The 16889-nt window shown below is 66.1% G+C and carries 18 protein-coding genes; 8 read left to right on the forward strand and 10 right to left on the reverse strand.

Features of this window, described 5'->3' with window-relative positions:
- The first annotated feature begins 1654 nt into the window (after positions 1–1654).
- From mycP to ACFP1Z_RS21460, 4 genes are all read left to right on the forward strand, one after another.
- On the forward strand, positions 1655–2701 hold the full coding sequence (mycP, locus tag ACFP1Z_RS21445; protein ID WP_390318407.1) for a type VII secretion-associated serine protease mycosin: 1047 nt from the start codon (positions 1655–1657) through the stop codon (positions 2699–2701).
- Between the two features lie 22 nt (positions 2702–2723).
- The gene (locus tag ACFP1Z_RS21450; protein ID WP_390318409.1) at positions 2724–3206 is read left to right on the forward strand and encodes a hypothetical protein; all 483 of its coding nucleotides are present in this window, start codon (positions 2724–2726) and stop codon (positions 3204–3206) included.
- Between the two features lie 9 nt (positions 3207–3215).
- Positions 3216–5009 (forward strand): alpha/beta hydrolase, encoded by a 1794-nt coding sequence (locus ACFP1Z_RS21455; RefSeq protein ID WP_390318411.1) that lies wholly within the window; start codon positions 3216–3218, stop codon positions 5007–5009.
- Positions 5010–5112: 103 nt separating this feature from the next.
- Positions 5113–5589: a hypothetical protein gene (locus ACFP1Z_RS21460; RefSeq protein ID WP_390318412.1), complete on the forward strand. Its 477-nt coding sequence runs from the start codon at positions 5113–5115 to the stop codon at positions 5587–5589.
- Between the two features lie 68 nt (positions 5590–5657).
- On the opposite strand, the gene ACFP1Z_RS21465 is transcribed toward ACFP1Z_RS21460, so the two are convergent.
- Entirely contained in the window at positions 5658–5828 is a 171-nt protein-coding gene (locus ACFP1Z_RS21465) for a hypothetical protein (protein ID WP_390318413.1), read from the reverse strand.
- A gap of 403 nt (positions 5829–6231) precedes the next feature.
- Here ACFP1Z_RS21465 and ACFP1Z_RS21470 point away from each other — a divergent pair, with 403 nt between their 5' ends.
- Entirely contained in the window at positions 6232–6495 is a 264-nt protein-coding gene (locus tag ACFP1Z_RS21470) for a hypothetical protein (protein WP_390318415.1), read from the forward strand.
- The gene (locus ACFP1Z_RS21475) at positions 6488–6955 is read left to right on the forward strand and encodes an NUDIX domain-containing protein (RefSeq protein ID WP_390318416.1); all 468 of its coding nucleotides are present in this window, start codon (positions 6488–6490) and stop codon (positions 6953–6955) included. Before ACFP1Z_RS21470 ends, ACFP1Z_RS21475 begins: the two co-directional genes overlap by 8 nt.
- Positions 6956–7469: 514 nt before the next feature.
- Here ACFP1Z_RS21475 and ACFP1Z_RS21480 read toward each other — a convergent pair.
- Together ACFP1Z_RS21480 and ACFP1Z_RS21485 are read right to left on the reverse strand one after the other, a co-directional pair.
- A complete protein-coding gene (locus ACFP1Z_RS21480) occupies positions 7470–7664 on the reverse strand; it encodes a DUF397 domain-containing protein (protein ID WP_390318417.1) in 195 nt (64 codons plus the stop codon).
- A gap of 11 nt (positions 7665–7675) precedes the next feature.
- Positions 7676–8527, reverse strand: coding sequence for a helix-turn-helix domain-containing protein (locus tag ACFP1Z_RS21485; protein WP_390318418.1), 852 nt, complete (start codon positions 8525–8527; stop codon positions 7676–7678).
- A gap of 225 nt (positions 8528–8752) precedes the next feature.
- Here ACFP1Z_RS21485 and ACFP1Z_RS21490 point away from each other — a divergent pair, with 225 nt between their 5' ends.
- The gene (locus ACFP1Z_RS21490) at positions 8753–9211 is read left to right on the forward strand and encodes an ATP-binding protein (protein WP_390318420.1); all 459 of its coding nucleotides are present in this window, start codon (positions 8753–8755) and stop codon (positions 9209–9211) included.
- A gap of 406 nt (positions 9212–9617) precedes the next feature.
- Here the strand turns inward: ACFP1Z_RS21490 and ACFP1Z_RS21495 are convergent, their stop codons facing one another.
- The gene (locus ACFP1Z_RS21495; RefSeq protein ID WP_390318422.1) at positions 9618–10079 is read right to left on the reverse strand and encodes a nuclear transport factor 2 family protein; all 462 of its coding nucleotides are present in this window, start codon (positions 10077–10079) and stop codon (positions 9618–9620) included.
- A gap of 85 nt (positions 10080–10164) precedes the next feature.
- Here ACFP1Z_RS21495 and ACFP1Z_RS21500 point away from each other — a divergent pair, with 85 nt between their 5' ends.
- Positions 10165–10731, forward strand: coding sequence for a TetR/AcrR family transcriptional regulator (locus ACFP1Z_RS21500; protein ID WP_390318423.1), 567 nt, complete (start codon positions 10165–10167; stop codon positions 10729–10731).
- 235 nt (positions 10732–10966) lie between these two features.
- Here the strand turns inward: ACFP1Z_RS21500 and ACFP1Z_RS21505 are convergent, their stop codons facing one another.
- The 6 genes from ACFP1Z_RS21505 to ACFP1Z_RS21530 are packed head-to-tail and all read right to left on the reverse strand — an operon-like array spanning position 10967 to position 16814.
- A complete protein-coding gene (locus ACFP1Z_RS21505; protein ID WP_390318425.1) occupies positions 10967–12364 on the reverse strand; it encodes an MFS transporter in 1398 nt (465 codons plus the stop codon).
- A complete protein-coding gene (locus tag ACFP1Z_RS21510; RefSeq protein ID WP_390318426.1) occupies positions 12361–13353 on the reverse strand; it encodes a ferritin family protein in 993 nt (330 codons plus the stop codon). The genes ACFP1Z_RS21505 and ACFP1Z_RS21510 overlap by 4 nt, the downstream gene beginning before the upstream one ends.
- Positions 13340–13669: a darcynin family protein gene (locus ACFP1Z_RS21515; protein ID WP_390318428.1), complete on the reverse strand. Its 330-nt coding sequence runs from the start codon at positions 13667–13669 to the stop codon at positions 13340–13342. Before ACFP1Z_RS21515 ends, ACFP1Z_RS21510 begins: the two co-directional genes overlap by 14 nt.
- Before the next feature lie 3 nt (positions 13670–13672).
- Positions 13673–14584: a TauD/TfdA family dioxygenase gene (locus tag ACFP1Z_RS21520; RefSeq protein ID WP_390318429.1), complete on the reverse strand. Its 912-nt coding sequence runs from the start codon at positions 14582–14584 to the stop codon at positions 13673–13675.
- A 47-nt stretch (positions 14585–14631) separates the two neighbouring features.
- The gene (locus ACFP1Z_RS21525) at positions 14632–16167 is read right to left on the reverse strand and encodes an AMP-binding protein (protein WP_390318431.1); all 1536 of its coding nucleotides are present in this window, start codon (positions 16165–16167) and stop codon (positions 14632–14634) included.
- Complete coding sequence (locus tag ACFP1Z_RS21530) at positions 16164–16814, reverse strand: thermostable hemolysin (RefSeq protein ID WP_390318433.1); 651 nt, start codon at positions 16812–16814, stop codon at positions 16164–16166. The genes ACFP1Z_RS21525 and ACFP1Z_RS21530 overlap by 4 nt, the downstream gene beginning before the upstream one ends.
- Positions 16815–16889: the final 75 nt, after the last annotated feature.

The following is a 16889-nucleotide window of genomic DNA, read 5'->3' on the forward strand; positions in this document are numbered from 1 at the left end:
CCAGGCGATGGTGGAGCATGCGGATGCAGGTCAGGTCGATGCGATGGCGCGGAGACTGGTCTCTGCGGCCGGCGCCATCCGGAAGATCGCGGATGACCTCCGGGGCCACATGGAGCGCGTGGGCTGGGAGGGCGAGGGCGGCACCGCGTTCCGCGAGTGGGGTGCGCGGATGGCCAACGCGACGCTGCGGCTGGGCGATTACAGCGAGACGGCCGGGACGTGGATGGGGCACGCGGCGGAGACGCTCGCCTCGGTGAAGTCGGCCATGCCGAAGTATTCGGCGGAGAGCCGGTCGGTGGTCGATGCGTACGCGAGGCAGCGGCCAGAGTTGCTGGGGTCTTCTGCGGTGCCGCTGGCGGGGGACGGGGGATCGGGGGCTGTTGTGGGGGCCGGCCCTTCGCACGCGGATGCGGTGGCCGCGCAGGGGCGGCTGGACCGGGACCATGCGGAGGCGGCTCGGCTGATGCGGAAGCTGGCGGAGTCTTATCAGTGGTCGGGGGTGCGGTTGAGTTCGGCGGAGAGGCCGGTTTTGCCGGTGTTGCCGGATGCGGTGATGCCGGCGAAACGGGATTACTCGGAGCTGGAGTACATCCCGCTTCCCGGGGACTCGGGAGTCCGTAACGGTGTTGCTCCCTCTGCGCCGTCAAGATCAGCATCCGGCGAATCCGTTGACTCCGCAGGTGCGCCAGCACGGGCAGCGAGTGCAGCCGTCGTGCATCCCAGCCGGCCAGAGTCGTTCGCCCTGGATGCCGAGGGTAGGACGACCCAGCCTCTGCCCCATCCGACAGGTGGAACGGCGTCAGCCCAGCCAAGGACCAATGACCCGTTCCTGGAGCGCACGTGGCCGCTTCCTTCGGCTGTACTGCCGATGGCAGGCGGTGAGACATCCCTTGCGGGGATGCCGGGTTCGGGCAGAGGCCGAACCGCATCTGCGTCGGACCAGGGGAGGGCCCCAGCCCGAGGCATGGGACGGGCGGTCGACCCAGGACGGGACATCCCCACGGACGGCATTGTTGGTGGGCGGGCGACGCCACGGAACGTGGGGGCACCGACCGGCAACGGTTCCCGCCCCACCGTTGTCGGTACGGACAGGGGCACCGTTTCTGGAAGGGCCCAATCCCCGGCAGCCAAAAGCCAGTACACCGGAGCGGGCGGTTCGGTCGGCGGCAGGTCCGTATCCGGCGGCCGATACGCGGGGGCTGCGCCCGCAGACGTTGCTGGACCTCATCAGGTACGGCGACCCGGCGCTGCCGTGGAAGGGCCGTCCACGCCTGGAGGAGCAGGCTCGGTGCGTGGCGTACCACCAAGAGACGAGACCTCATCCACAATGCCCAGAAGTGGCACGGCAGCTGGCATGGTGCCTGCCTCAGGTGTGGGCGCTGGCACGTCGGGACGAAAGCGTCGCAGTCAGCGCCCTGATTACCTGGTCGAGGACGAGGAGACGTGGACACACGGCAGCCGCCGTGTGGTGCCGCCGGTCATCGAGTGAAGTCGACCCCGTATGCAGAGGAAAGCCTTGCAGAACACATCTTGCAGCAGGCGACGAAGGCGGGTGGGGGCCCAGGTTGTCGTCACTGGCCTATTGGTGGCCATTGCGTTGGCCACTCCTGCGCAGGGAGACACGATTCGCTCCCAGCAGTGGCATCTTGACGCGATGCACGCCGAGGAGATGTGGAAGACCAGCACGGGCACCGGGGTCACTGTGGCGGTGGTGGACTCGGGCATCGACGCAGATCTTCCTGACCTTCAGGGCCAGGTACTGGAGGGCAAGAACTTTTCGCCCCTTCCTGGTGACGCTCATACCGACCTGAACGGGCACGGTACGAGCATGGCTGCACTCATCGCGGGTACAGGTCGGCGAGGCAATACGACGGGGTCTTACGGGCTGGCTCCCGGGACGAAGGTCCTGCCACTTCGAGTGGGGGGGAAGAACTTCACTGAAGACACGATGGCGATGGTCGGTGCGCTGCGCTACGCGGCAGACTCAGATGCCAAGATCATCAATATTTCAAGGGGCAGCCCTCAAGAAAGCCCTGCGGAGAGCCAAGCGATTGCGTACGCCTTATCCAAGGGCAAGCTGATCTTTGCAGCGGCTGGCAATACGGGGGACAAGGGCAATCCTGTGGAGTACCCAGCAGCAGAACCAGGTGTCATCGCAATGGCAGCACTTGACCGGAACGGCGAAGTGGCACCGCTGTCCCAGCACGGCCCGCAAGTGGTCCTGGCAGCACCTGGGGTGGGAACGGTGGCGGCCTGCCCAGGCTCCACCGGTGTCTGCACCGGAGACGGCACCAGCGCGGCAAGCGCCCTGGCCTCCGCCTCCGCCGCCCTCCTATGGTCCATCCACCCCGACTGGACCGCCAACCAAGTAGCCCGAGTCCTCATCAACACCGCCGGCGCCCCCCAAAGCGGCGAGAAACGCAACGACTACGTCGGCTTCGGCGCCATCCGCCCCCGAGTAGCCCTGCAGAACCCGGGCGACCCGGGCCCCCCGGACGTAAGCCCCCTGACGCCCAACTCCCCGTCACCGAAGTCGAATTCGGAATCCGCAGCCAGCACCGACAAGCACGCGACCCCCGACAACGACGGTCCCGACCCGAAATGGATCGCCGCAGGCGTAGCCACAGCCGCCATCTTGGGCGCCGCAATCGTGGCGCCAGCCCTGATGAGACGCCGAAACCGCCCGCACCCACCGCACTGACCCCGCCCAAGGAGCCGCACCCGTGACGGACACGGAACTCCCACCGCACTGGGACCGCTTGGTCAACCCGCACCACTACGACGCCGAGGGCAAGCTCATCCCGGGGGCACGCGAACAGGAAGCCGGGGTGCGGCTCGCATCCGCAGGCCCCGGCGGCGACGGTACGCACAAGGCCAGCGTCACACCGTGGGTGAACGCATCCGGCGCCGCCGCCGAACTCCGTGAAAGCGTCGAGACGGGCCTCAAGGAACTGGGCCAGGCCCACGAGGGCATCGGCAGCGGACTCCAAGGCTTCGCGAGCGCGACCGCGCTGGGTGCCTTACGCGGCGGATGGGAGGGCCGCCTCGCGGCCGTACGCAATGAGTGCTCATCCCTCGAAGGGAGCCTGAAGGAAGCCGGCGGCAAGTTCGGCGCGAACGAGGCAGGCGTCAAAGCGTCGTTCGACGCGGTTCGAGGCCGTTCCCGCATCGACGACTACTCGCAGCCGACGGGACAGGGACGGTAGGGAGCGACGATGCCGACCATCGAAGAACTCCTGAACCTGGACCCGTCCAAGTTCGCGGGAGCCGCCGAAGGCTGGGCGAAGGTAAGCGGCCGGGCCCGAGCGGCAAAGGACCGCGTGGAACACGAGATGCTCGCGCAACTCCGCGCCACGCAACAGGGCGAAGCCGCGGAGTCGGTGACCGGCACCCTGACGAAGCTGAGCAACAACTACCAGTACATCCACGCCGAGTGCGCCCTGGTCGAAACGGCCCTCAAGGGCCTGTCCGAAGAGCTGGTCTCTCCGCAACGCAAGCTGAAGCAAGCCCTGGACGAGGCCCAGCAACTCAAGTTCACCGTCAAGCCGGACGGCTCGGTCGAGTACCCAAGAAGCCCGTCCACTCCCGCACCACTCCTCCAACAACCGGCTCAAGGCGGCCAACTCCTCCTCCAGACGGACGACGCGAACCACGCCAAGGCCCAGGAAATCGCGGACCGTATCGGGGAAGCGCTCAAGGAAGCGACAGAAATCGACGGTCGCTACGCCCAGGCTCTCTCGAAGCTCCAGACCAACAGCGACCTGACCAAGACCGACTGGGCCGACGTGTCCCAGGACCTCAAAGCCGTGCAGTCGGCGGCAGGCAAGCACTTCTCAGCGGACGCCATCCCGAAGGGCAAGTCCCCCAAGGACAACGCGGCTTGGTGGCAGAGCCTGACCGACGAGCAACGCAACGAGTACGCCGCGCTCTACCCGGCAGCAATCGGCGCCCTCGACGGCCTCCCGGCAACGGTCCGCGACGACGCCAACCGCATCGTCCTGGCCGAGACCCGCGCGAACCTTGCGGAGCGGATCCGCGGTCTGGAAGCCAATGAGCCGCAGAAGTTTGAGCCAAAGTACAACAACATCACGGGACTTCCCCTGCAGGGAGTGCAAGCCGTAACGAGTGGTTGGGAAAAGTGGAGTGCGGAGAAGGAGGACCTGGAGAAGAAGCTGAAGGGAATTGATGCTATCCAGCAGCGTGTTGAACGGGCGGGTAAGGATCAGCGAGACCTCCCGGAAGCTTACCTTCTCGGGTTTGACGCCGTCGGTCGGGGTCACGCTATTGTCGCCAACGGAAATCCGGATGTCGCGCAGCACACAGCCGTTTATGTTCCGGGCACAGGAGCACGGCTTGAAGACATCCCCAGCGGGATCAATCGTTCTGGTCTTCTGTGGCGAGCCAGCGCAGCCAAGGCGCCTGGAGACACGGTTTCGACCATCACGTGGTACGGCTACGATGCGCCTCAGGACGTGGTGAAGGACTCGCCGTTCAGTCACTACGCTGATGACGCAGCCGGCAACCTCAACGGATTCCTTTCCGGGCTCAATGCATCGCACTCTTCCAGCGCGGGCCATCATTTGACGGCCATTGGGCACAGTTACGGCACTGTGGTCGTTGGTTCTGCCGCAAGACAGGGTGATTTGCCGGTGAGCGACGTTATCTTCGCCGGTAGTCCTGGAGTTCAGCTTGGACGTGCCTCTGATTTCCCCGTGCCGCAAGGGCATGTGTGGAATGAGCACGCCGACAAGGGTGATGAGCTCGTTGGCACGTTCGGCAGACTCGCGCACGGCGGTGCCCAGCCTCCTGGGCCCTCCGGCATCAAGCAGGTCATTCCGGATGACGTGGAGTTCGGCGCTCGCCAGATGGCCACGGACACAGAAGGGCACGGCGGCTACTGGGACTACGACGCAGACACCCATAGGGCGAGTCTCAGTCTTGAGAACCAGGCAAAGGTTGTTGTGGGCCAATACGGAGAAGTGAAGCTGAAGAATTCTCATGCGAAGTAGATCGAGACATTCGAGGCCATGGATGAGTCTAGGTGCTGCGGCGGCGGTGCTGGTTCTCTCTGCGACAGGGTGTGGGTCAATAGGCGAGGGGCTGGAGAAAACTGTGGAGCGCGGCAGCCCGCGAGAAGTGAAGGTGGTCCACCCCAGCGATGCAGAAAAGCAGGTGAGCGATCTCTCCAGTCGCCTGCTCGACATGACTCAATTGCGAGGCGAGGTCACGCAGGGTGGCCCGGCAGTGTCGACTGGTGACGATGGCAAGGGTCGGTACTCGGTCCACCATTACTGGTCGATATGGAAGCTGTCGCCATCAGAGCTGGAACAGGGATTCCAGCGTCTTCGCGAAGAGCTTCCCAAGCAGGGGATTCGGGTTACTCACTACGGTCCGGCGAACTCCGAGGCGCGGCAGTTGGAGATCAACGCGGAAGACGAGAAGACCCACTCCTCTGTCTCCGTCGAGCTTCTCCTCAGGAGCCTGCGACCTCAGGATTCCCCGGGTGCTTCGAAGGAGGACCTCATCAGTTTCTCTGTCGTATCGCCCGTCTACCGGGTGCCTGAGGGAGTCGACTTGAATTCCTTCTGAACCGCCTGACGGGGCCCGGCCAGGAAGGACCTGACCGGGACGGCCGCCGTGGGCATGCGGGCCCGTGTTCAGATGTGTACCTTCTGGTGCTGGCTCAGGCGCTCGTACAGATCGACGGCACGTTGCGTCTCACGCATCCGCCAAGCGGTGAAGTAGGCGATCCTGAGGGTGAGGCACTGACGGCAAGGCGACGATGAAGTGCTGCTATCAGTGGGCCGCTCTGACTGCTGCTCGGTCACGAAGTCTGACCTCCGTGGGCTGTCTGCCTGTGGTGCTGCAATGCCGTGAGATGCCGTGTCTCGGTCGTCAGGTCTCCGGCGGCCCACGCCGACGCTCTGGCGTCCACCAGCCGTGCGCACTCGGTGCACACAGGAGCAGCAACTGGCAGTGGCCCCGAGGAGTGCGGCACGGAAATGACGCGTGGTGCGCTGTGCATGCTGTGGGTCACCGACTTCCCCTACTGCTACGGGCGTTAGCGGCAGCGAGCCGCTCTCGCAGTGTCTCGGCCGGGGTGAGGTCGTCAAGCATCTGCCACAGTCCCGAGTTGTGCGTGAGTCGGAGTCCGCCCAGCATGGCGACGATGCGGCAATGATTTGCCTACGATCTGGGGTCAGTGACGTAGGCAAACTGTGTCGGATCCGCGTGACGCTCGCTGAACTTGAGAAGATCCGTGGACAGGAGGGCGTGGAGGCCAAGTACAGTGACGGCAACGCGTACTTGTCCGTGTTCCGCTTCGACGACGACATGATCGTGACGCCTCTGCTCACGCACCACATCGGGCACGACGCCCCTGCATTGCATCTGCGTCGGCATCAGAGTGACGGTATGTTCGACCGCTTCGCCGCGCACGTCGAAGAACTCTGGAACCGGGGAACCCCGGTCTGGGAAGGGGAACGTCATGGGTAGGCGCGACTACGAGGACGACCCCGATGCCCCCGTCGCGAACAGCCTCGTGCCGGCCGCCTCCGCTGTCGTCGTCGACGAAGCCGGGCGCATCCTGCTGCAGCGTCGTCGGGACAACGGGATGTGGGCCCTGCCTGGTGGCGCGATGCACATCGGTGAGTCGCTGCCGGACTGCGCCGTGCGCGAGGCCAAAGAAGAGACCGGTATTGACATCGAGGTCGTCGGTATCGTCGGCACGTACACCAACCCCCGGCACGTCTTCGCGTACGACGACGGTGAAGTACGGCAGGAGTTCTCCGTCTGCTTCCTGGCCCGGCCGGTGGCCGGGTACCTGGCGGTGTCCGAGGAATCCACGGACGTCCGGTGGTTCGAGCCCGGCGAAGTCAACGCGCTGCCGATGGTTGCCAGCATCCGGAAGCGCGTGGACGACTGGCGCAACGGCAACATGCCCGCCGCCCGGTAGGCGCCGGGGCCGGGAAGCGGCGCACAGCCGAAGTTGACCGGGCGCGCAGCAACTGCGTTACAGCTGGCCCGGGTGTGGCTCACTGCGGTGCTTCTCCCGTTCCTTCTCGATCGCGATGGCATCGAGCGTCCGCCCTTCCCTGGAGGCGACGGCCCGCGCCAGGGCCAGGCGGATGCACTGCTGGCATGGGCGGCCGCTCGGCGTGGCTGGGGAGTTCGTCGGCGTGGGCATCAGGTCTCCTTCGGGTGACGGGTGGAAGGGCGGGAGCGCCCCCACTTCCTGGACCGGAGAAGTCGGGGCGCCGCTCTTGGCCCACAAGTAGCCAGTAGGCAGGGCGAGTTACGCCGACCTGGCACACGGCTGCGTCCGAGTGCTGCGGCGCACGTCGAAAGTAGCGTCGTAGGAGCAAGGGAGCAACGGTGCTGCCGTAGCTAGGTTGCACACACCAGGGCGCCCGAAGCAAACGGCAGCGCCCCTCACCTGTGAAGACGAGAGGCGCTGCCGTAGAGAGTCGCTAGTTCGAGTGACCGAGGCGGTCTTCCTTGACGCCTGTGATGAGTCCCGCGAGGCGTCCGCTGGTTGTGGTGACGACTGATCCGGGTGCCGCACTTTCTCTTATCTGAGTCAATCCGGTTTCCAGGCGAATCTCTATGCAGTTGTTGCCACCTCCACCACAAAAGGACGACCTCTGCCAAGCGATGTCGGGCATTTCCTAGCCTTTCACAGGGTTTGTGCGATGCCTCTGATGAGGTCGCGCGACTGTGTCACGTTCAGGCTAGCCTTCTCCATCGCCGCCAACAGGTCCCGGTATGCGTTGAGTTCGCTCTCGGCATCCAGGAGGAACGCGCCGTGCGCCGAGTCGAGGTGGATCGTGTCGAGTTGCGGAACGCTGCCGCCGGCGTGGAGCACGGCCTGGCCCGATCCGGCAAACCCGTTGGCCTCGAAGGTCAGGACCCGGATGGTGCAGTTCGGCCGCTCGGAGAGGGCCAAGAGGTGGTTGAGCTGCTCACGGGCCATCTCCCGGCCGCCGAAGCGCATGCGGAGCGCGGCCTCGTGGATCACGGCAGTGAACTCGGGGCCGTGCGGGCGGTCCAGGATCTGTGCTCGCTTCAGGCGGTGGGAAATCCTGTTTTCGACCTGTTCCTTGGAGAGCCGGGGAAAGGTGAACTCGAATACTGCTCGCGCGTACTCCTCGGTCTGTGTCAGGCCGGGCAGGTGCGTGACTTGGTAGGTGTGCAGGAAGGTTGATTTGTGCTCCAGCTCCGACAGGTCCAGGAAGCCCGTCGGGATGGCCCCTCGGTACTCTTCCCACCAACCCTTCTCGCGTTCTGTGGCCATCGCGATGAGGGCGTTGACGTAGGTGTGGTCCGTGCACCCGCAGTGGCTCGCCAGCGCACGGAGACGGTCGGAGCCGACTCCGAACCGGGCTGTCTCCATGTGGCTCACCTTCGTGTGGTCGATCCCCATGAGGGACGCGAGCTCACGCGCGGTGAGCCCTGCGGCCTCCCGCAACTTGCGGAGTTCGAGGCCGAGCCGCCGCTGTCGAGCCGTCGGATCTTTCCTTGGTGGCATGCGGCAAGTCTTCCGTAGCGCACGGCCTGGGTCCACTGGGGCCAACTGTGCTCCCTAGTAGCGAGTGTGGCCCTCCGTGCTCTATGGTCCTCTCGCTATCGCGCACCGCTCCGTCGGTCACGAAGTGCGGCTGCCCACAGGCCAGTTGCACCAGGTGATCGCTGGTCAAGTCCGCACTCGGTGACGTGCGTGTTCGGTCCGCAGCCCGCGTTGGGAGACCCCGTCATGCCCAAAGCAACGCCCAACAGTCCCCGCCCCCCGGGCCGCGAGCCCGCCGCCTCGTACCGGCTGTCCGTACCGGCCCGCCCCGCCACCGTCGGACTCGCCCGCGCCTTCGTGGCGACCGTCCTGGAGGACGAGCACGCCGCACTCGTCGACGACGCGAGGCTGTGCGTGTCCGAGGTCGTGACGAACGTCGTCACGCACACCCAAGTTCCGTCCCTGGAGGTGGAGATCGCGATCAGGGCACCCCGCGTGGTCGTGTCCGTACGCGACGAGAGCCCCCTCGGACTTCCGGAGGCGCGCTGTGCCCGCGCCGCCGAGGAGCACGGTCGGGGCCTGTACCTCGTCCACGTGCTGGCCGCGCGCGCGGGCGTGGACTGGGAGTGCGACCGGCACCACAACATCGTCGGCAAACGCGTGTGGTTCCAACTGCACGACAGCGAGGGCGAGGTGGCCCCGTGACCGGGCGGAGGTGGGAGCGTGTACGGCGGTGACCCGTGGCCGGCCGTCGTCGGTATCGGCGTTCTGGCGCTCACCCTGGGCTTCGTCTACGGGCTCGGCAGATGGTCGGCCACTCCGCGAGGTCGCGGGGATGCGGGCTGGTACGAATGCCGATGCCACGGCAGGCCGGTGAGGGTGACGGTCACCGGCCGGGCCGTCGTCGGCGGCCGTCACGCGAAGCCGTCGCGATGGCTTCTGCGGCGGCGCCGATTGCGCGAGGCGCTCGTACGATTGCGCTGAGGCCGGTGCTGCGGTCAGAAGACGAAGGGCACGGATCCTCCGAAGTGGAGATCCGCATCCTGTGACGGCTGCCAGCAGGTATGTCCCAGTCAGCTGGGCGAGCAGAAGATCACGGCGATGGCGGGCACTACTGGAGCGGGATGTCGATCCCGTATTCGTCCGAGGGGCGTGGGCCGTGGATACGCCTGTCCGCTTCGGTGATGGCGATGTCGTTGATGCTCGCCTCGCGGCGTCGCATCAGGCCGCACTCGTCGAACTGCCACAGCTCGTTGCCGTAACTGCGCCACCACTGGCCTTCCACCTCCCGCCACTCGTACTGGAAGCGGACGGCGATCCGGTTCTCGTGGAACGACCAGAGGCTCTTGCGCAGGGCGTAGTCCCGTTCGCGCTCCCACTTCTGCGTCAGGAAAGCGACGATCTCCTCGCGGCCGCTGACGAACGTGTCCCGGTTCCGCCACGTCGAGTCCGGTGTGTAGGCCAGTGCCACCCGTTGGGGATCGCGGGTGTTCCACGCGTCCTCAGCGGCCTGGACCTTCTGCAGGGCGGTCTCCCGTGTGAACGGCGGGTACGGCGGACGATGTTCCGGCACTGCGTCCTCCTCACATTGAGAACGTGCGTTCTCTCGACGGGGGTTAAGGTAGAGAACGATCGTTCTCAACGTCAAGGAGTCCCGGATGCCGGCCCCGATCGCCGAGGAACGGAACCGCCTGGACCGCGAAGCACTGCTCGACGCAGCGGAGAAGCTCTTCTACGAGCGAGGTGTCCAGGCCGTCGGAATGGACGAGGTCCGCGCGGCATCGGGTCTGCCGCTGAAGCGGATCTACCGATTCTTCGCGTCGAAGGAGGACCTCGTCGTCGCGACGCTCAAACGTCGCGACCAGCGATGGAGAGCGGCTCTGGCCGCCCGTGTGGAGCAGATCCAGGAACCTCGCGAGCGCGTACTCGCCGTCTTCGACTGGCTTGCCGAGTGGTTCGCGCAGCCCGGCTTCCGCGGATGCGCCTGGCTCAACGCTTACGGTGAACTCGGCCCCTCCTCCAAGGCGGTGCTGGCCGAAGTCCGTTCGCACAAGCGGGCATTCCACGACCAGATCGCGGCGTGGGTCGACGCGGCCGGGGCGCCGGTGGTGGAAACCGTCGTCCTGCTCGCCGAAGGAGCGATCGTGACCGCCGGCATCAGCGGCGATCCGGCCCCGGCCCGTCATGCCCGGGCGGCTGTCGCTGTGTTGCTCGGGGCGCCTTGACCTCCTGGGCGCAGCGTCAACAGGACGTTGGGCCGGTGGACCTGGGTATCCCTGCCGCCATATGGGAGGACCTCCGAATACCGGATACCTGGCAGGGTGCTCCGGTCCGGTCGGGCCGGGATGACCGGAGAACGACGGGACTGTCGCTGGCTTGGGGAGTCGGCACTCGTGGTGTCACTCCTCAGAGGCGGCAGTCGGGGATGTGACCGCCGCCTCTGAGATGAGATCACCTGGGTCAAGCGGTTGTCGTGCGGCGGCGTGGTGCGGACAGTGCGGGGAGAAGGACTGTGAGCACGGCCACGACGGCGAGTACCCAGAACGCCCGGTTCTCCTGGTGCGATGACGATGTCGCCAGGGCCGCGTACAGCGCCGCAATGCCGTTCACGCCCGCCGCGGATCCGATGTTGCGCAGCATCGTCGCCGCGGACGTCGCCACGCCCAGTTGCTCGGGCGGCGACTGGTCCTGGATCAGGGCGAGTGTCGTCGCCGTCACTGCACCGGTGCCGACTCCGGCCAGGGCGCCGGCCAGCCAGGGAAGTTCACCGGTGGCGCTGAGCACGGCGCTGCCGAGGAGCGCCAGTGCGCCGATGATCATCGAGGGCCGGTAGCCGTGCTTGGAGATGAGCCCGCCCGTCAGGGCGCTTCCGGTCACCCAGCCGACGGCGGAGAGCCCGATCACCACAGCGATCCCGGTGGTGGACATCCCGAGTGCTGCGAGCCGGATGGGAAGGACTGTCACTGTGGCGTACATGACGACGCAGGCGCCGATCGTGGCGAGTGCCGCCGCCGCGACGGGGGTTCGAGCGAAGACTTGCCTCGGCACGAGGCTGCCTCCGAATCGGCGGACCAGCCCCAGGGCCGCCAGACCGGCGACCGCGGTGATCGATCCGCCGACCGCGCCCATGCCCAGGGCGCCGCCCTGCAGGCCGATGAGGAACAGCGCGGATCCTCCGGTGACCAGGGCGTATTCCGTAGTCGGGAAGCCGATGCGCGCACCATGGCTGCCCTCGGTCTTCGCAGGCTTCGGCAGGGCGACCGCTATCGCAATGACCACCAGCGCGCACAGCGGCACGTTGACGAAGAACACCCAACGCCAGCCCCATATTTCGGTGACAGCCGCGCCGACAACCGGCCCCAGGACGGCGGCCACTCCCCAGACCATACTCAGCATGCCCTGGGCCTTGGCCCGCCGCTGGGGGCCGAAGATGCGCCCGACGATGACGTAACTGGAGACGACGATCGCGCCTGCGGCCAGGCCGTGCAGGACCCGCGCGGTGACAAGCACCGTGAAGGACCCGGCCAGGCCGGCGGCGACGGAGGCGGCGAGAAAGACCGCAGTGGCGCCGATGGCGAGCACCCGGTCGTCGAGTCGGTCGGCTACCCAGCCCGCGAGCGGGGTACCCGCGACCTGGGCCAGCATGAACCCGGACACCAGCCAGGCGTATCCGCCGCCTGATGCACCGCCGACGTCCGACAGGACGCTGGGCAGCACTGTCCCCATCACCGTGGCGTCCATCGCTGCGAGCAGGAGGGCCAGTACTGCCGCTCCCACCGCGATCCGACCCGTCGTGACGGCGGACCGCCCTGAAGCAGCTCTCGGCGCGGTGCCTGCTCCCACAGCCGGCGACGTCACTGTCCCGCTCCCGCCAATGCGGGGACTTCGGGCGACAGGGGCGGGATACCCGCTGCGTGGACCCGTCCGACCCCGGAGAAGGCGGTGATCACGGCGCTCAGTTCGTCGTCGAGGATCTCGTCGACGGTGTGAAGTGTGCCGTCGGGGGCGAAGACCTTGCTGCCGAACGCTTTGGTCATCTCCAACTGGACGGCGGCAGCGGGGTTGCCCGTGGTGAAGTCGACGGCCAGGATCTGCTCGGTGGCTGCTTGGAAGGCCTCGGCCAGCCTTCGGTTCAGCTCCTCGATCTGAGAGAGAAGTTCACGGACGCGTTGCTGCTGATGAGCGGTGAGCGCGGGGTAGACCAGCTTCATGGCGACGTGGTCGATCTTCACGTGGCGGGCTTCGTCGAGGCCGTGTGTGTGCAGAAGCCGGGTGAAGAACCGGTCCCGCTGGGGGTCGAGTGCGTCGGCGCGGTGCTCGAATACGGTGATGACGGATTCGCCGACGTAGGCCGAGCAGCACAGGGCGACCAGCTTGACGTACGGGTGATCGTCGGTGCGGAAGACGTCGAATCGTTCGTCGAACAGTGCCTTGTCTACACGCGGTTCGACTCCAGAGAGGGCACGCACGTAGCGGTAGAAGGTATTGGCGTGCTGGATCTCCTCGGATGCGAAGCAGGACAGCGCGTTGTGCAGCTCGTGCCCGACGTTGATCGGGTCGCGCAGGTCGTGCAGTTCACCCATGACCATGGTCATGACGGCGCTCACATGCCGCTCGATTTCGGCGAGCTGGGCGAGTTCCTTGGTGAGATAGGCGACGGCTTGCTTCTCGTGGCCGGCCTCCCCGTACGCGACGGTGGAGACATAATTCAGTTCGTCCGCGGTGCCGGCTTCTGACCAGTCGAAGGCGCCCGGGTGGAAGGTGTTGATGTGAGCGAGCCGGGTGACCGATGCCAGCTCGGTGCGGACAGCATCGGCAATGCCGTGGAACTGATTATGAGTTGTCACTCTCGTACTCCCTGTAGCCGTCCTGGACGCCGATGGAGATGTCTCGGATGCGTGCCCAGCCATGGGCGATGAACTCGCTGTCGCGCAGCTTCTCGACGAAGTAGTAGTAGGACTTGATGTCATCGGTCTCGACGATCAGGAAGTCGGAGTAGCCGGTGGAGAACGCCTCGGCGTCGAAGTGCCGTACGGACAACCGGTCGACGAAGGGTCCGACGATCTCCTTCTGGAAGATCTCCTGTTTCTGGTTGCGCTCTTCGCGGCTGAGCCGCAGCCACGAGGTGTCGAATTCGTAGCGGATGACGATGCCGTACTTCATGGATCAGCTCCTGTTGTAGCTCTGGGCGTTGAGGATGGTGCGGTCGGGATCGGTGATCGCCCGACGGCCATGCATGACCCGGGAGTTGTCGATGAGGACGATGTCGCCGTCCTCCCACGACACCTCTTCAGTGACGGATTCGGTCACCTGGGAATACTCGGCGATCACGTCGTCGGGTATCGCGGATCCGTCGGCGAAACGGATCTCGGGCGCCTCGTAGTTGAACGACGGACCCAGCAGGCTGTTGGCCCAGGCGGTGCGGGTGGACCAACGGGTGGGGTGGGCGGCATACACTGTGTACGTGTATGTCAGACTGCCGTCGGACTCTTCGGTGAAGGTCACGTCGGCGCCCTCATTCGCCAACGCGTAGAGGCTGGAGACCTGCATCCGGCCGGGGTGGTGGGATTCGCCGGCGAGGTGTGCCGCGAGCCGCTGCCACATTTCTCTCGGGACGTTGCGCGAGTACTTGACCGGCTGGGCGGTGAAGACCTTCCTTGTCCGGTCCGACAGGGCGTCCCACACGCGGAATCCGTCGCAGACGGTCGTCTCCGACCCTGACGTGGCCGCCCTGACGCAGTAGAACCACAGCAGGTCGGGCGCGAAAGGAGTCGCCCCGTTCTCCAGATGGAGCCCGATGGGATCGTGCCCGGAGTCGACCTTCTGGGCGGCATCTCCGTGGAATGTGCGGGCCGGATCCAGCGTTGTGCGGGAGCTGTAACGCTGCACGAGTTCGTTGAACTCCTCGACGCCCGGGTTGAAGCCGCGTATGAGGAGGTGTCCTGCGTCGGCCAAGAGTCCGTCCAGACCGGCTTGGTACAGCTCGGTGAAGTCGGCTTCCCCGCCGGCCGGGGTGATTGCCAGACCGTCGCCGCTCCCGATGGCGGTGAGTCGAAGGCTGTTCTGAGTAAGTGTCATGGCAAGCAAGCCCCCCTGCTCGATGCGTTGCGCAGTGCGTTGAGTGATCAGCTGAGGCGGGCGGGATCCGCGCCCACCAGGTCGTTGAAGATGAGCTGCCGCCGAGGGCGGCCGGTGACCGTGAAGTACTTGTCGCGGAACGCACGGCTGTCCGGTACGACGACGAAGGTCTCGGGCCGGTCGGTCTCGGCGAGGTGGTCCTCGGCGTGTGCCCGGGCCTGCTGCCGCGCCGTCTCGGGGTTGATGCCCTGTGAGGTGACCAGGACTGCGGCGAGGTGTTCCATGCCGTCGCCGAAGACAACGGCATCGACGACGGATGAACAACTGCGTAGGTTACCTTCCACCCATTCCGGCGAGACGTTCCGGCCGTGGCTGGTGATGATCACGTTCTTCAGCCGGCCCAGGATCCGGATGTATCCATCCTCGTCGATCTCGGCGCGGTCTCCCGTGTGCAGCCAGCCCTCCGCGTCCACGGGGCGGCTGGTCGGGTCCTCCACGGTGTAACCGGCGAAGAGCGAAGTGGACTTGACCAGGAGTTCTCCGTCTTCCGAAACTCTGACCCTGCAGTGTGGCAGTGGCTTCCCCACCGTCCCGGGACGCCAGTTATCAGGTGTGTTCCAGGAGACCACCGAGCTATTCTCAGAGAGCCCGTATCCCTCGTGTACCCGCAACCCGGCGGTATCCAGGCGGAGTTGGGCCCCTATATCGACGGGGGTACCTCCGGCCATGAGGAACGGCCGTTGGCCCGTGCCGAGGATCGGCTCGGCACCACCACCGCTCCGGACGGCCTTGTCGAGCGCGCTCACTGCGGCTGGCGGTAGCACCGCAGCGGTGGGGTGTGCGGCACGCATCCAGGTCACGACGTCCTCGGCGCGGGAGCCAGCGGTGCCGAGCAGGGCGGTCGAGTCCGGCAGCAGGACCATCCGGCCTCCGCTGATGATCGGCAGATACACCGCGGTGACCTGTTCGATGAGCAGGCTGAATGGCACCAGGGACAGGTAGCGTGCGTAAACCCCCGTCGGTGAGACCGAGTTGAGCGAAACAAGGAGGGCTTCAAGAGCTTTGGCGCGGATCTTCACGCCCTTGGGTGCGCCCGTCGTCCCCGATGTATGGATGATCTTGATGATGCGCTCGTCCGAGGGTATCGGAAGACCCTCCGGCCAGGTGTCCCCGTCAGCGCGACCCCGGTGGGAATGGATCGGGACGACTGTGATGTTCTCGGCCAGCCCCCATTCGGCGAGCTTGAGGGCACCGGCTTCATCGGCCAGGCAGAGCCGAACCTCGCGCAGCAGTGACGCTGCCTGCTCACCGGAGAACGCCAGCGGCACGGGCACTTCCACCAGGCCGCCCAGCAGGAGTGCCAGATCTGCGGCCACCCATTCAGGCCCGTTCCCGGCGACGACGCCGACGCTGGCCCCCTCCGGCACTCCGCAGACAGCGAGAGCGCGACGGATCTCTCCGCTCCACTGGGCCAGTTGGGCGTAGGTGAAGGTCTCGGCGGTCGTGCCGTCCGGTGCGAGCCGCTCGACGAGGACGTTGTTCTGGTGCTCGGCCGCCAGCAGGTTTCGGCGAATGTTCTTCATCGGGCCGCCGTCCCCCGACTGGCCAGCGCGGTCCCCTGTTCCCAAGTCACGGCGAGCTGATAGCCCGTTTCGGCCTGCTGGTTGAGCCCTGCATCGAACGCACGTAAATCCACGTAGCCGGCGACGGGAGCTGTGTCGTAATACGTCCCCCATCGGCCCCTCTGAGCCAGCGGAAGGGAGTCCTCGCGCGCCTCCGCTACGCCGGTGAACTGGATGCCGACCCGGGCCAGCATCCGTGCCAGCGGCGTGGTGACGGTGCAGAGCAGATAGGTGGCACCGTTGCACCAGACCAGTGCCGGAACCATCCGGATCAACTGTCGTCCGGCACCGGCTTCACGGGAGGCCAGCGGCCCCACTTCGATCAGGTCTGTCGGCTCGCACTTCTCCCCCGACCTCTCGGTGAGGATGTCAGTCGCCGCCGCGCCCAGGTAGCTCTCTACGAGCAGGTTCTTGGTCCCCCCGTAGGTCAGGCCCGCACAAGCCAGTGGAACAAGGCATCCACTGTCGTCCGCGTCCGCACACAGAGCGATGAAGCAGTCCGGTGACGGATCAATGTGTGCCTGGTAATCACGTGTGTACCGATCTCGCGCGAGATCGACGCACGCCTGCCACAGCTGACTGCCGCGGCGGGCGATGTTGATGCGCATAGCCCCTCCACTTGCATCTGCCCACCCCCCCCGGCGGGCACGACTCACGTTATGACAGTTGGTCGATTTTTGACA

It is taken from the genome of Streptomyces gamaensis (assembly GCF_042656465.1).
GTDB lineage: Bacteria > Actinomycetota > Actinomycetes > Streptomycetales > Streptomycetaceae > Streptomyces > Streptomyces gamaensis.

Coding starts and splice junctions, on each gene's coding strand:
- mycP (WP_390318407.1), top strand. CDS start 1,655: ATGCACGCCGAGGAGATGTGGAAGACCAGCACGGGCACCGGGGTCACT.
- ACFP1Z_RS21455 (WP_390318411.1), top strand. CDS start 3,216: ATGCCGACCATCGAAGAACTCCTGAACCTGGACCCGTCCAAGTTCGCG.
- ACFP1Z_RS21475 (WP_390318416.1), top strand. CDS start 6,488: ATGGGTAGGCGCGACTACGAGGACGACCCCGATGCCCCCGTCGCGAAC.
- ACFP1Z_RS21480 (WP_390318417.1), bottom strand. CDS start 7,664: ATGCCCGACATCGCTTGGCAGAGGTCGTCCTTTTGTGGTGGAGGTGGC.
- ACFP1Z_RS21485 (WP_390318418.1), bottom strand. CDS start 8,527: ATGCCACCAAGGAAAGATCCGACGGCTCGACAGCGGCGGCTCGGCCTC.
- ACFP1Z_RS21490 (WP_390318420.1), top strand. CDS start 8,753: ATGCCCAAAGCAACGCCCAACAGTCCCCGCCCCCCGGGCCGCGAGCCC.
- ACFP1Z_RS21500 (WP_390318423.1), top strand. CDS start 10,165: ATGCCGGCCCCGATCGCCGAGGAACGGAACCGCCTGGACCGCGAAGCA.
- ACFP1Z_RS21515 (WP_390318428.1), bottom strand. CDS start 13,669: ATGAAGTACGGCATCGTCATCCGCTACGAATTCGACACCTCGTGGCTG.
- ACFP1Z_RS21520 (WP_390318429.1), bottom strand. CDS start 14,584: ATGACACTTACTCAGAACAGCCTTCGACTCACCGCCATCGGGAGCGGC.
- ACFP1Z_RS21525 (WP_390318431.1), bottom strand. CDS start 16,167: ATGAAGAACATTCGCCGAAACCTGCTGGCGGCCGAGCACCAGAACAAC.
- ACFP1Z_RS21530 (WP_390318433.1), bottom strand. CDS start 16,814: ATGCGCATCAACATCGCCCGCCGCGGCAGTCAGCTGTGGCAGGCGTGC.